We start from the raw sequence: 13491 nt of genomic DNA on the forward strand, positions 1-13491 counted from the left end.
CCCGCCGGGCGTATACCGAGCCTGGGCATTTGCAGCCAGCAACCTGGTCTTTACAGACCCTGCTCGGCAAACGTGACGGCCAGCGCCAGCGCGCCATCCAGCGCAGCTGCGTCAACACCACCACCTTGCGCCATATCCGGACGACCACCGCCTTTACCGCCAACAGCGGCAGCCGCCTGTTTCATCAGCTCGCCGGCTTTCAGCTTGGCGGTCAGGTCCTGGGTCACACCGGCCACCAACACGACTTTTTCGTCCTGCACGCCGCCGAGCAGGATGACTGCACTGCCCAATTTGTTTTTTAGCTGATCGACCATCGCCAGCAGCGCCTTGCCGTCCAGACCGTCGAGACGCGCAGCCAGCACCTTGATACCTTTGACGTCGACGGCCGAACCAGCCAGGTCATTGCCCGCCGCGCTGGCGGCCTTGGCCTTGAGCTGCTCCAGTTCTTTTTCCAGCTGACGGTTGCGCTCCAGCACCCCCGCCAGCTTGTCCAGCAGATTGTCGCGACTGCCTTTGACCAGCGCCGCTGCTTCTTTAAGCTGCTCTTCCGCGCCATTCAAGTAAGCAAAGGCGGCCGCACCAGTGACTGCTTCGATTCGACGCACGCCAGCCGCCACACCGCCTTCGCTGATGATCTTGAACAGACCAATGTCACCGGTACGTTTGACGTGAGTACCGCCACACAGCTCAACGGAGAAATCGCCGCCCATGCTCAGCACGCGCACCTGATCGCCGTACTTCTCACCGAACAGCGCCATGGCGCCTTTGGCCTTGGCGGTTTCGATATCGGTTTCCAAGGTTTCGACTTCTGTGTTGCTACGCACTTCGCGGTTGACGATGGCTTCCAGCTCTTTCAGTTGCGCTGGAGTGATCGCCTCAAAGTGGCTGAAGTCAAAACGCAGGCGCTGGCTGTCGACCAGCGAGCCCTTCTGGGTCACGTGCTCGCCCAGCACCTGGCGCAGCGCTGCATGCAGCAAGTGGGTGGCCGAGTGATTGAGCGCAGTGGCCTGACGCACGCTGGCGTCGACTTCAGCCTTGACCGAAGTGCCGACACTCAAGCCTCCTTTGACCGCAACGCCGTGGTGCAGGAATGCACCGCCAGCCTTGGTGGTATCGCGCACGTCGAAACGCACGCCCGCGCCTTCAAGAAAACCGCAGTCGCCAACCTGGCCACCGGATTCGGCGTAGAACGGCGTCTGATCGAGGACCACTACGCCCTCCTCGCCTTCGCCCAGGCTATCGACTGCCTGACCGGCCTTGAACAGCGCAATGATCTTGCCGCTGCCGCTGGTGCCCTGGTAGCCGAGAAACGCGGTGTCGCTGTCGACCTTGACTAGGCTGTTATAGTCCATGCCGAAGGAACTGGCGGAACGGGCACGTTCACGCTGCGCCTGCATTTCGCGCTCGAAACCTTCTTCATCCAGGGTCAGCTCGCGCTCACGGGCGATGTCGCCGGTGAGGTCCATCGGGAAGCCGTAGGTGTCATACAGCTTGAAGATCACATCACCTGGAATCACGCTGCCTTTCAGCTCAGCCAGATCCTGTTCGAGGATCTTCAGGCCCTGCTCCAAGGTCTTGGCGAACTGCTCTTCCTCGGTCTTCAGCACGCGTTCGATATGCGCCTGCTGCTGTTTCAGCTCGGGGAAGGCCTCGCCCATCTCGGCGACCAGCGCCGCGACGATCTGGTAGAAGAAGCTGCCCTTGGCGCCCAGCTTGTTACCGTGGCGGCAGGCGCGACGGATGATGCGGCGCAGCACGTAGCCACGACCTTCGTTGGACGGCGTCACGCCGTCAGCAATCAGGAAGCCGCACGAGCGGATATGGTCAGCCACCACTTTCAGCGAAGCCTGGGCTTCGTTGGCGCAACCGATGGCCTTGGCCGCTGCATTCAACAGACTCTGGAACAGGTCGATCTCGTAGTTCGAGTTGACGTGCTGCAGCACGGCGCTGATGCGTTCAAGGCCCATACCGGTGTCCACGCTCGGCGCCGGCAGCGGATGCAGTACACCATCTGCGGTGCGGTTGAACTGCATAAACACGTTGTTCCAGATTTCGATATAGCGGTCGCCATCCTCTTCCGGGCTGCCGGGTGGGCCGCCCCAGATGTGCTCGCCGTGATCGAAGAAAATCTCGGTGCACGGGCCGCACGGGCCGGTGTCGCCCATGGTCCAGAAGTTGTCGGACGCGTATGGCGCGCCTTTGTTGTCGCCGATGCGGATCATGCGCTCGGCCGGTACGCCGATTTCCTTGTTCCAGATGTCATAGGCTTCATCGTCCGTGGCGTAGACGGTGACCCAGAGCTTTTCCTTGGGCAGGTTCAGCCAGTTTTCGCCGGTGAGAAACTCCCAGGCGAAGTGAATGGCATCGCGCTTGAAATAGTCGCCAAAGCTGAAGTTGCCGAGCATTTCGAAGAAGGTGTGGTGACGTGCGGTGTAACCGACGTTTTCCAGGTCGTTGTGCTTGCCGCCGGCACGCACGCACTTCTGGCTGGTGGCGGCGCGGGTGTAGGCGCGCTTTTCCAGGCCGAGGAAGCAATCCTTGAACTGGTTCATCCCCGCGTTGGTGAACAGCAGGGTCGGGTCATTGCCCGGAATCAGGGAGCTGGAGGCGACACGGGTGTGTCCCTTCTGTTCGAAGAAGCTGAGGAAGGCTTCACGGATTTCTGCGCTTTTCATAGGAATCTTCCAAAAACCAGCGGCCACGACAAAGCCGGCAAAGGGCCGCATTATATCGGGCCTGCGCTAGGGGGCTAGTGCCTTTATTGATAGAGAGCGACTATTCATCGCTCCAAGACAATCAATTCCGACGAAATTTGGCGAAGGTCGCCACCACCTGATCGATATCCGCAGGGGAGATATCCAGATGAGTGACCATGCGCAGCCGCGGCGCGGCTGTGAGTTTTATCCCGCGCTCGGCGCAGAAGGCCTTCAGCGCGCCGGCCTGCTCGCCCACCTGGGCATAGACCATATTGCTCTGCACCGGCTCCACGGTATAACCCAACTCGCGCAGGCCAGCCGCCAGACGTTCTGCATTGGCATGATCCTCGGCCAGACGCTGCACCTGATGCTGCAGCGCATACAAGCCCGCCGCCGCGAGCATGCCGGCCTGACGCATACCGCCGCCGACCATCTTGCGCAGACGCCGCGCTCTGCCGATCAGCTCGACTGAGCCGCACAACACCGAGCCAATCGGGGCACCGAGGCCCTTGGACAGGCACACCGACACCGAATCGAAGTACTGCGTAATATCCCGCGCCGGCACGCCCAACTTGACCGCAGCGTTATACAGCCGCGCGCCATCCAGATGCAGGGCCAAACCGCGTCGTGTGCACAGTTCACGCGCCGCTTGCAGATACGCCTGCGGCAACACCTTGCCCTGCATGGTGTTTTCCAGCGCTAGCAGGCGGGTGCGGGCAAAGTGGAAGTCATCCTGTTTGATTGCTGCTTCGACCTTGGCCAGGTCGAGCGAACCATCAGCCTCGCCATCGATCGGCTGCGGCTGGATCGAACCGAGCACGGCCGCACCGCCGCCTTCATATTTATAGGTATGCGCTTGCTGACCAACGATGTATTCGTCGCCCCGCGCACAATGGGCCATCAGCCCGAGCAGATTACTCATGGTGCCCGTGGGCACAAACAGCGCGGCCGCAAAGCCCAGCTCAGTCGCCAGATACTGCTCCAGACGGTTGACCGTAGGGTCTTCGCCATACACGTCATCGCCTAGCTCGGCGGCTTGCATGGCCTCACGCATACCAGGGGTCGGTTGGGTGACGGTGTCGCTGCGCAGGTCGATCACGGGCATGGCGGGCAGTCCTTAAATAGGGCTAAAGCCCGATGCTAAAGCGCACCACTTAGGCGAACAAGGTACAGATCGGGCGATAAAGCGCAGGACAGATTGTGCCAATAAATCGCTCTACGATCTCGCGAGCTAGAGCCTGCTTTCAACGCAGCAGGGCCGACGCGCAGCAGATCGTAACTAGCTCAGACTAGTTGCACGCCTTCGGCGGGAACTATCAGGATACCGGCACGCAGGCCGTTCTTGACCTTGGGATTGGGGAAGATAATCCGCGCACCCGGCTCATCCACCACCCAGCGGGTGTCAGCCAGATCCTCGGCCAGCAGGTAGCCAAGCGGCAGTTCGCTGAAGTTCTCGATATCGGCCGGCAAGTGCAGCTTGAAGGCGTCGCTGTGTTTGATCACTTCACGCGCTACGGCAAACAGCTTGAGTTCGCCTAGATCATCGCTGGCACCTTCGAGCTCGCGGCCTTCGATCAGCGCCTGCAGATGCAGTTCGAGCAGGTCGAGGTTGACCAGTTCGTTCTGCCCAAACGGCCGTGCCTTGCCCAATTCCAGGGTGAAGGCTTCTGCACCCAACTGGGTGTAGGTGTAGGCGCTGAAGGTGATCGAGCTTTTGTTGTGCAGCAGCACCGCTTCAATCCCGGCAGCGCTCAGGCGCGCCAGTTCACGCTGGCTGCGCGGGCGACCTTCCTGAAACGGGTAGAGAGCGAACTGCTCGATCTTCGACCCGCGAATCGCGGTGTGCAGGTCATAATGCAGACGGGTGCGTTCCGGCTTGCTGAAAAAGGTCGCGGCCAGGTGTTCCAGGTCGCAGGCTCGCAGCGCTTCGGCACCGGTGTGCTGATCGTGACGGCCGTTGAACAGGCGATTGATGTCCTGCTCGATATAGCGCTCGCCGCTGCGCATGGCGGCAGGGTTACCGAACAAAAAGAGAATCCGCGCACGGGGCTTCAACTGACTGCGGGCGATGCCTTGCAGCAGACGGTCGAGCAGTTCAATCGGCGCGGTTTCATTACCGTGGATGCCGGCAGAGAGCAGCAGATCCTGGCCATTGTCGCTGGCCACGGGCGGCGTTATTTCCAGCGCACCTTCGGCCAGCCAACGCAAACGCGTGCCCTCGGGCGTCAGCTGAATCTTCGCTGCCGGCTCATGGCCGGCGAGGGTCAGTTCAAGCAGTTTGCCGAGGGCAAGCATGGGCGTTTCCTCTGAACGTATTTACGATCTCGCGAGCTAGAGCCATGCAAGACAAAAGCAGGCGAGGAAGCGGAGTTTACGAGCTGTAAATGAGCATTCTGAGCCTGCTTTTAACGCAGCAGGGCCGACGCGCAGCAGATCGTAAACAGGTTCTTAGTGGTTGCAATCTGGGCCATGCACATGGCCATCTTCGTCAGCCAGATCGGCCGGTTCCATTTCCAGCTCCAGGCTGACCAGGTTGGTGGCCAACGGACGCAGCAGCAGGTTGGCGTATTCGGTGTCACCCTCCTCCACATCCACGCCAATCATCAGCTGGCCATTACCAACCTGCTGAATCCAGATTTCCTTGCCCTGCCAGACCACGGCAAACCGCGTGCAGGAGGTTTCCAGCTGGGTGCCATCGGTGTCTTCGAGGATCAGTTGCAGGGCGTCAGACATGGTAATAAGTACTCAATCAAGCTAATTGGAATGGATAAACCGCGCCCAGTTTAAGGATCTGCGTCAGTTCGTCCAAGGCCGTGCGGCATTCGTTGAGCAATTGTGGGTCAGCCAGGTCGTTTTCGCTCAGGCGATCACGGTAGTGTTTGTCGACCCAGACATTGAGGCTATCGTGCAGGGTCGGGGTCATGATCACACCTTGGTTAACCGCCGCCAGCTCATGCTCCTTGAGCGCCACGCGCAGACGCAGGCAGGCAGGGCCACCGCCGTTCTGCATGCTCTGCTTGAGGTCGAAGACCTTGACCTCGCGGATCGGCCCATTACCGCTGATCAGTTGCTCCAGGTAGCGCCAGACATTGGCGTTGTTACGGCACTCTTCCGGCACGATCAGCAGCATGCCGCCATCCGCGCGAGTCAACAGCTGGCTGTTGAACAGGTAGGACTTGACCGCATCCTCCACCGTCACCGCATCACGCGGCACACACACGGCCTGGAAGTTGCCGCCACGGCGGGCGAGCTTGTCGCTCAACTCAGCCAGTACCTTGTCGGTGTCGAGGAAGGCGTCCTGGTGATAGAACAGCACCTCGCCATTGCCTACCGCAATCACGTCGTTGTGAAACACACCCTGGTCGATCACCGCAGGCGTTTGCTGGGCGTAGACCACGCCCTCATCGCTCAGGCCGTGCAGACGGGCCACCGCCTGCGAGGCTTCCAGGGTTTGCCGCGCCGGGTAGCGCTGCGGCGCCGGGAAGCGGCTGTCGAAGGCGCTGCGGCCGAATACGAAGAACTCCACGCCAGCATCGCCGTAGCCTTTGCAGAAGCGCGTGTGGTTGGCCGCGCCTTCATCACCAAACTGACCGACGGCCGGCAACGCGGCGTGGTGAGCGAAGTGCTGCTCATTGGCGAACATGGCGCCAAGCACCCGGCTGGTGGTCGGGTGTTCGATCGAGCGGTGGAATTTGCAGTTGAGGTTGGCGGCGGTGAAATGCACGCGACTGTCCGCCGTATCCGCACTCGGGCTGACGGTACAGGCGTTGGCTGTCCACATGCTCGACGCCGAACAGCTGGCGACCAACAGCGGCATGGCGTCTTTCGCCGCCTTGTGGATCACCTGGGCGTCGCTGCCGGTAAAACCCAGGCTGCGCAGCACGGCGACATTCGGGCGCTCCTGCGGGGCCAGTACGCCCTGTTTGAAGCCCATTTCCATCAGGGCCTTCATCTTGGCCAGGCCCTGCTTGGCCGCTTCTTTCGGGTTGGACGCAGCCTGACTGTTGCTCTGCGAGGCGACGTTGCCATAAGACAGCCCGCCATAGTTGTGCGTTGGCCCGACCAGACCGTCGAAATTCACTTCAAATGCAGACGCTTTGGATACTTGGCTCACAGGCTAACTCCGGGGGTCAGGGTGGCAGGCAGGCTCAGGCTGTCGGATTCCAGCGAAGCCACCGGGTAGGCGCAGTAATCGGCCGCGTAATAGGCGCTGGCGCGGTGGTTACCCGAGGCACCCACGCCGCCAAACGGAGCAGTACTGGCGGCACCAGTCAGCTGCTTGTTCCAGTTGACGATGCCGGCGCGGCTGTGCAACCAGAACTGCTCGTAGCGCGCCTTGGAATCGGACAACAGGCCAGCGGCCAGGCCGTACTGGGTGTTGTTGGCCTCGGCGATGGCGGACTCGAAATCGGCGTAGCGAATCACCTGCAGCAACGGGCCGAAGAACTCTTCATCCGGACGATTGGCGACTTCAGTCACATCAATGATGCCTGGAGTGAGCAAGGCGGCGCCCTGCAGCGGCTGAGTCATTTCCAGCAGTGGTTTGGCGCCCTGAGCCAGCAGGTGCTGCTGCGCCTTGATCAGGTGCTGCGCGGCCTCCAGGGAAATCACCGACCCCATAAAGGGCGCAGGCTGGGCGTCGAAGCTGCCGACCTTGATGCTGGCGGCAACTTCCACCAGGCGCTCCAGCAGGCTGTCACCCCAGGCGCCTTGCGGCACCAGCAGGCGACGGGCACAGGTGCAACGCTGGCCAGCGGAGATAAAGGCCGACTGAATAATGGTGTACACGGCGGCATTGAGGTCAGCGACCTGATCCACCAGCAGCGGGTTGTTGCCGCCCATTTCCAGGGCGAGGATCTTGTCCGGGCGGCCGGCAAACTGGCTGTGCAGCAGATTGCCGGTGCGGCTGGAGCCGGTGAAGAACAGACCGTCGATACCCTCATGCGCGGCCAGCGCCACACCAGTTTCACGCGCACCTTGCACCAGGTTGAGCACGCCCGCCGGCAGACCGGCTTCGATCCAGCATTTGACCGTCAGGTCGGCAACTTTCGGGGTCAGCTCACTGGGTTTGAACACCACGCAGTTACCGGCCAGCAGCGCCGGCACGATATGGCCGTTGGGCAGGTGACCGGGGAAGTTGTACGGGCCGAACACCGCCACCACGCCATGCGGTTTGTGCCGCAGCACAGCGGTGGCGTCAGCCAGCGGGCCGCTCTTCTCACCGGTACGCTCGCGGTAGCTCTGGATGGAGATGGCGACCTTGTTGACCATGCTGGTGACTTCGGTGGCGGTTTCCCACAACGGCTTGCCGGTTTCTTCACCGATGCAGTGGCCCAAAGCCTCGGCATGGTTTTTCAGGGTGGCGGCAAACTGTTCGAGCATGGCAATACGCTCATCCAGCGAACGTGCCGCCCAGGCTGGGAATGCCGCGCGAGCAGCCTGCACGGCGGCGTCCACCTGCTCTGGCGTGGCGGCGCGGCCATGCCAGATGGCTTCCTGGCTGACCGGGTTGAGTGATTCCAGGGCCTCGCCCTGGCCCGCGAGCCAGGCACCGGCAATGTAATGAGTGCTCATTTTGTTTTATCACTCCCAGCAAGGTGTAGACCCGGCCTGCACCGGATCGGCAAATAGAGACAGCGGCGCCCGGGTTTAGCCGCGAGCGGAAACCGCAACCGCACGCACCTGATCGCCCGCCGACAACTGCAGGCGCTTGGCAGTCGGCGCATCCACCACCAGGGTGCCGGCGGCCAAACGCGCTGGCGCAGCGGTAATCCGGCAGTCTTCACGCTTGCGGTTATGGATCAGAAACTGCGGGGCATCGTCGCCCGGCGTGCCGATGGCCAGCACCAGCACCTGGCTGTCCTGCACGGCGCGGATCTTCGCGGTTTCGGCTTCGATGGCCGGGCCGGCGTCGAAGATGTCGACATAGCCCTGGTAGCTGAAACCCTCGCCCTTGAGCATGGCCAGCGCCGGCTCGGTATCCGGGTGGACGCGGCCGATGATGTTGCGCGCGTCTTCCGAGAGGAAGCAGGTATAGAGCGGAAACTTGGGCATCAGCTCGGCGATAAAGGCCTTGTTGCCCACGCCGGTGAGGTAATCGGCCTGGCAGAATTCCATCTTGAAGAAGTGCCGACCCAGGCTTTCCCAGAACGGTGAACGGCCCTGCTCATCGGACATGCCGCGCATCTCGGCAATCACCTTGTCGCCGAACAGCTCGCGGAATTCGGCGATAAACAGAAAGCGCGCCTTGGACAACAGCCGGCCATTCAGGCCGCTGCGCTGGTCGCTGCGCAAGAACAGCGAGCACAGCTCGGAGTTGCCGGTCAGGTCGTTAGCCAGAAACAGAGTGGGAATCTGCCGGTGAATGTTCAGTTCCTGCGAGGCGCTGACGGTCAAACCAACCCGGTAGTTGTACCAGGGCTCGCGCAGCCCCACAGCGCCGGCGACGGCGGAGATGCCGACCACTTCGCCGTTATCGTCTTCAAGCACAAACAGGTAGTCGGCATCGGCCCGACCGGCCTCGCCACGGAAAGCTTTCTCGGCCCAGCCCACTCGGTGCGCCAGGCGCTCCTCGTTGGCCGGCAAGGTGGTCAGGCCTGCGCCGGTGCTGCGCGCCAGTTGAAACAGAGCCGGCAGATCGGTGCTGCGGACGGGACGAACGATCATGCGCTAACTCCTTAAACCGCAACCAGGCGTACGCTGACGCCTTCGCCGACGCCCAGGGCCTCGGCGGCCGCAACACTCAGGGTGACCGGCTTACCCGGCACCCAATCCAGCTCCGCGACAATCGCGCGGAAATCCTGCAGCTGACCGTTGCAGATCAGATACGGCCGCCCGCCTTTGCCAGGTTCACCAATGCGCACCGGCACCACACGGCTCTGGGCAATCGAGCGGATGCCCGAAGTGCGTGCGTGCAGGGTTGGACCGCCGTCAAAAATGTCGATGTAATGATCCGTCTCGAAGCCTTCACGCATGAGGATGTCGAAGCTGATCTGCGCCCGTGGATGCACCTGGCCCATGGCTTCCTGCGCCTCATCCGGCAGCAGCGGCACATAAATCGGGTAATGCGGCATCAATTCAGCCAGGAAGGTGCGGCTCTTCAACCCACACAGGCGTTCGGCCTCGGTGTAGTTCATGTCGAAGAAGTTGCGCCCCACGGCGTCCCAGAACGGCGAATCACCGGCCTCGTCGCTGTAACCGACGATCTCCACCACCAGCGCATCGGCAAAACGTTCCGGGTGATTGGCGAGAAACAGCAGACGGCCGCGGGAATTGAGCTCCGACCAGGCGGTGTTCACCAACGGCCGCTCGACATAGAAGCTGGTCAGCAGGCTGTTGCCGGTGAGGTCGTGGCACAGCGAGAGCACGTGGATCTTGTTGTGGATCTTCAACTCACGGGAGTTGTGCACGAAGGTTTCGTTGCGGAAGCTGTAGAACGGCTCGGAGTAGCCGGCCGAGGCGACGATGCCGGAGCAGCCGACCAGGCGGCCGCTCTCGCTGTCTTCCAGGACGAAGAAGTAGCTTTCTTCACCGTTGAAACTGACTTCGGCGGCAAACGAGGCCTCCGAGGCAGCGATCTTTTCGCCCAGACGATCAGCGTCGTCCGGCAGTGAAGTCACACCAACCGGGCTGTCCGCGGCGAGACGCTGCACTTCAGTGAGGTCGGCCATTTGCGCGGGGCGCATCACCAGCATGGTGTCACTCCTTTTGATAAAAGCTCCAAGCTGCCCAACACAGGCGGCTCAGAGAAAACCGCAACACAGGTTGCGGCACACACAGAGACAGGCATCCTTGCTGTTCACTCAACCCATCCGTGGATCGAGCAGGCGCAGCCTGATCCACCGCGTTAACGGCGGATCAGGCCGGCAGTCAGGCTTGGGTCAGTTTGGCCACCGCACGCTCGAAACGCGCCAGACCTTCATCGATATCAGCGTCGTCCACCACCAGACTCGGGGCGAAACGCACCACATCCGGGCTGGCCTGCAGCACCATCACACCTTCCACAGCAGCGGCATCGAGAATTGCCTTGGCCTTGCCCTTCCAGGCATCGGACAGCACCGCACCGATCAGCAGACCGAGACCGCGGACTTCGCTGAACACGTCGTACTGCTGGCCGATCTGTTCCAGCTTGCTCTTGAAGCGCTGATGTTTGGCTTTAACGCCAGCTAACACTTCAGGAGTGTTGATGATGTCGATCACCGCCTCGCCCACCGCACAGGCCAGCGGGTTGCCGCCGTAGGTGGTGCCATGGGTGCCGACGGCCAGGTGCTTGGCCAGCTCGTTGGTGGTGAGCATTGCACCAATCGGGAAACCACCGCCCAGGCTCTTGGCGCTGGAGAGGATATCCGGGGTCACGCCGTAATGCTGATAGGCGAACAGCGAGCCTGTACGGCCCATGCCGCTCTGCACTTCGTCGAACACCAGCAGCGCGTTGTGCTTGTCGCACAACTCGCGCGCCGCTTGCAGGTAGGCCAGGTCAGCCGGCAGTACGCCGCCTTCACCCTGAATCGGCTCCAGCACCACGGCGCAGGTCTTGTCCGATACGGCGGCTTTCAGCGCGTCGATATCGTTATAGGGAATGTGGCTGATGCCCTGAATTTTCGGGCCGAAACCGTCGGAATACTTCGGCTGACCGCCAACGCTGACGGTAAACAGGGTGCGACCGTGGAAACTGTTGGTCGCAGCGATGATCTCGCACTTGTCTTCGCCGAACTTATCAAACGCCACGCGACGAGCCAGCTTGAAGGCGGCCTCGTTGGCTTCGGCGCCGGAGTTGCAGAAGAACACGCGCTCGGCAAAGGTGGCATCCACCAGCTTCTTGGCCAGACGCAGCGCCGGCTCATTGGTGAATACGTTGGAGACGTGCCAGAGGTTGCCCGCCTGCTCGGTGAGAGCCTTGACCAGCGCTGGGTGAGCGTGGCCCAGCACGTTGACGGCAATGCCACCGGCAAAGTCGATCAGCTCGCGACCGCTCTGATCCCATACGCGCGAACCGGCGCCACGTACTGGAATAAAGGCTGCGGGTGCATAGTTGGGCACCATCACCTGGTCGAAATCGGCGCGTTGCACCGGGTCGTGCTGAACGGACATCTGAGCTCTCCTGACGAGGAACACCTGCATTCAATAGCAGGCGATGTGAAGGATTGTAGGGACTGATCCGGGGCCGGCATTGCCGCCATGCGACAACTTCTTATAGCGCCAACCCGAGGAAATCCGCTGCTTTCGCAAATGCGACAGAAAGCATCGGGAAGGCGCAGTTTAAATGCAGCCAACCGCCTTGGCGCGGTTTTCTCTGCCACGCGGAAAAGGAATTTGGCCGCACAGGCGGCCAGGGTCAAACAGAGTGCGATGGCGTGGCTAAACAGGCCGTTGAAAACGTAGCCGAGGAAGGCAAGACAAGGCAAAAACAGGCGAGGAAGCGGAGTTTACTGGTGTAAATGAGCATTCCGAGCCTGTTTTTAACGCCGTATTGCCAACGCAGGTAGTTTTCAACGGCCTTTTAGGCGGTGACCGGAATCACCGCCGGTACCGGCGGACTGTCCAGGCTAAGGAATTCGATCAAGCGGGCTTTCTGCGCCATGGCGTCCTGATAACCCAGCTCGATCAGCTCATTGCAGTAACCCGGCTCGAACAGCAGGTAACTCAGCACTCCGGCACCGCTGGCCTTGGTTGCTCCGGGGCCGCGCAGGAACAGACGCAGGGCTTTGGGCAATTCATGACGGTGACGCGCAGCGATCAGATCCAGCGGCTGACTCGGTGAAATCACCAACACATCCACCGGTTTGAGCCCCAGGCCACGCGGGTGTTTCTCTGCGGGAATCAAGCGGCCCATCTGGTTCAACCGCTCCAGCAATTCGATATCGCTTTCCAGGCTGTCGATAAAGGTGCTGTTGAGCATATGTCCGCTGATCTGCGCCAGGCTCGGCGGCCGGCTCTGCTGCGGCCGCACCACGGGCAGCTGAGCCTGCGGCCCGGCAGCAGGATTGCCACTGACCCCCACCACCAGCACACGGCTGGCACCCAGGTGCAGCGCCGGACTGATCGGCGCGGATTGACGCACCGCACCGTCACCGAAGTATTCGCGGTTGATCTTCACTGGCGGAAAAATCAGCGGAATCGAAGCACTGGCCAGCAAATGCTCAAGCGCCAGACGGGTCGGCACCCCGACACGGCGATGACGGAACCAGGGATCGATGGCCGCGCGGCCTTGATAGAAGGTCACCGCCTGGCCGGTTTCGTAACCGAAGGCCGTCACCGCTACGGCGCGCAACTGGCGGTGGCGCACGGCGGCGGCAATCCCGCTGAAGTCCAGCTCACGCCCGAGCAACTCAGCCAGCGGCGAGCTGTCGAGCAGCGCCACCGGCACCTGACCGCCCAGGCCCAATAAACTGTGGCCAATAAAGCGACTGGCCTGACGCAACACGCCCGGCCAATCGCTGCGGTACACCTGATGGGTATGAAAGCCCTGCCAGACGCTGGTCAGCCGGCGCACCGCTTCGGTGAAGTGCAACGCGCCGCAGGCCAACCCCACCGCATTGATCGCGCCTGCCGAGGTGCCGACGATAACTGGAAAAGGATTGTGCGCAGCGTTGGGCAGCAGGTCAGCAATCGCCGCCAGCACCCCAACCTGATAGGCCGCCCGTGCGCCACCGCCGGAGAGAATCAGCCCGGTAACCGGCTGACTGGTTGAAGCGGTGTGCGGCATAGGCTGTTTCCTGTTGTTTTTCAGCCAGTATAGGAGCCTGCCAGGCACACACGGAACAGGCAGCGCCAAGAAACCTCACCTCAGCGCAAC

At 61.7% G+C, this 13491-nt stretch carries 10 protein-coding genes; all 10 read right to left on the minus strand.

Annotated elements, in window-relative coordinates:
• Positions 1–50: 50 nt before the first annotated feature.
• Positions 51–2675 (minus strand): alanine--tRNA ligase, encoded by a 2625-nt coding sequence (gene alaS / locus ACOCLD_RS16465; protein WP_422909938.1) that lies wholly within the window; start codon positions 2673–2675, stop codon positions 51–53.
• Between the two features lie 121 nt (positions 2676–2796).
• The gene (gene ltaE / locus ACOCLD_RS16470) at positions 2797–3801 is read right to left on the minus strand and encodes a low-specificity L-threonine aldolase (protein ID WP_422909939.1); all 1005 of its coding nucleotides are present in this window, start codon (positions 3799–3801) and stop codon (positions 2797–2799) included.
• A gap of 179 nt (positions 3802–3980) precedes the next feature.
• Positions 3981–4991, minus strand: coding sequence for a succinylglutamate desuccinylase (gene astE, locus ACOCLD_RS16475; protein WP_422909940.1), 1011 nt, complete (start codon positions 4989–4991; stop codon positions 3981–3983).
• A gap of 153 nt (positions 4992–5144) precedes the next feature.
• On the minus strand, positions 5145–5429 hold the full coding sequence (locus ACOCLD_RS16480; RefSeq protein ID WP_422909941.1) for a topoisomerase II: 285 nt from the start codon (positions 5427–5429) through the stop codon (positions 5145–5147).
• Between the two features lie 16 nt (positions 5430–5445).
• Positions 5446–6810 (minus strand): N-succinylarginine dihydrolase, encoded by a 1365-nt coding sequence (astB, locus tag ACOCLD_RS16485; RefSeq protein ID WP_422909942.1) that lies wholly within the window; start codon positions 6808–6810, stop codon positions 5446–5448.
• Positions 6807–8270 carry a succinylglutamate-semialdehyde dehydrogenase gene (gene astD, locus ACOCLD_RS16490; protein ID WP_422909943.1) on the minus strand — a complete coding sequence of 488 codons (1464 nt, stop codon included), beginning with the start codon at positions 8268–8270 and terminating at the stop codon, positions 6807–6809. Before astD ends, astB begins: the two co-directional genes overlap by 4 nt.
• A gap of 75 nt (positions 8271–8345) precedes the next feature.
• Entirely contained in the window at positions 8346–9362 is a 1017-nt protein-coding gene (astA, locus tag ACOCLD_RS16495) for an arginine N-succinyltransferase (protein WP_233686274.1), read from the minus strand.
• A gap of 11 nt (positions 9363–9373) precedes the next feature.
• Entirely contained in the window at positions 9374–10390 is a 1017-nt protein-coding gene (aruF, locus tag ACOCLD_RS16500; RefSeq protein WP_422909944.1) for an arginine/ornithine succinyltransferase subunit alpha, read from the minus strand.
• A 175-nt stretch (positions 10391–10565) separates the two neighbouring features.
• Positions 10566–11786: an aspartate aminotransferase family protein gene (locus ACOCLD_RS16505; protein WP_422909945.1), complete on the minus strand. Its 1221-nt coding sequence runs from the start codon at positions 11784–11786 to the stop codon at positions 10566–10568.
• 409 nt (positions 11787–12195) lie between these two features.
• Positions 12196–13401, minus strand: a complete 1206-nt coding sequence (locus ACOCLD_RS16510; protein WP_422909946.1) for a patatin-like phospholipase family protein — start codon at positions 13399–13401, stop codon at positions 12196–12198.
• Positions 13402–13491: the final 90 nt, after the last annotated feature.

It is taken from the genome of Pseudomonas cimarronensis (assembly GCF_049331905.1).
In the GTDB taxonomy this organism is placed as follows: Bacteria; Pseudomonadota; Gammaproteobacteria; order Pseudomonadales; family Pseudomonadaceae; genus Aquipseudomonas.